The organism is Acidovorax sp. KNOB132 (assembly GCF_057541515.1).
This window is the reverse complement of the sequence record NZ_BAAJYT010000672.1, coordinates 1-510: the sequence shown is the minus strand read 5'-3', so window position 1 is coordinate 510 and position 510 is coordinate 1. Positions and strand designations below refer to the sequence as shown.

General features: G+C 76.3%; 1 pseudogene. It reads left to right on the top strand.

Features of this window, described 5'->3' with window-relative positions:
• Positions 1 to 510: pseudogene (locus tag AC27IO_RS25340) on the top strand (hypothetical protein); the annotation flags it as partial.

Genomic DNA, 510 nt, shown 5'->3' with positions numbered 1-510 from the left:
TGGCTGTCGACCGCGCCTCCGAGGGCCATCACCGCCATCAAGGCCACGCGCACGGCCACATCGCGCTGGAGCGCGCCGCGCGCGGGCTGGGGCAGGCCCAGTCGCGGCTGCTGGCCATGGCCAGCCAGTTCAACCGCGCGCTGCAGCAGGTGGACCGCCAGCGCGTGACCCTGGGCACCACCGGCATCACCAGCACCGACGTCAAGCGCTGGCTGCAGACCGTGCGCTCGCCCCATGCGCTGCTGGACGGCGCCCTGGGCGTGCCCGCGGGCCTGTCGGCCCTGGCCCCGCACGAGCTGCTGGACGTGACCGAGGCCGAGTTCGAACGCGATCGCCCCGTCGCCGGCCCGGCCGAGGAACTGCCTGGCGCGCAGCCGGCGCCGGCTGGCAACCTCACCGCCGTGGCCCTGCCGAGCGAGCTGGGCGACCTGTCGGCCCTGCTGCAGGCCTGGTCGATCGAAGGGGACGGCGAGGCAGCGCCGCACGGCGTGGCCGCGGCGCTGCTGGGCG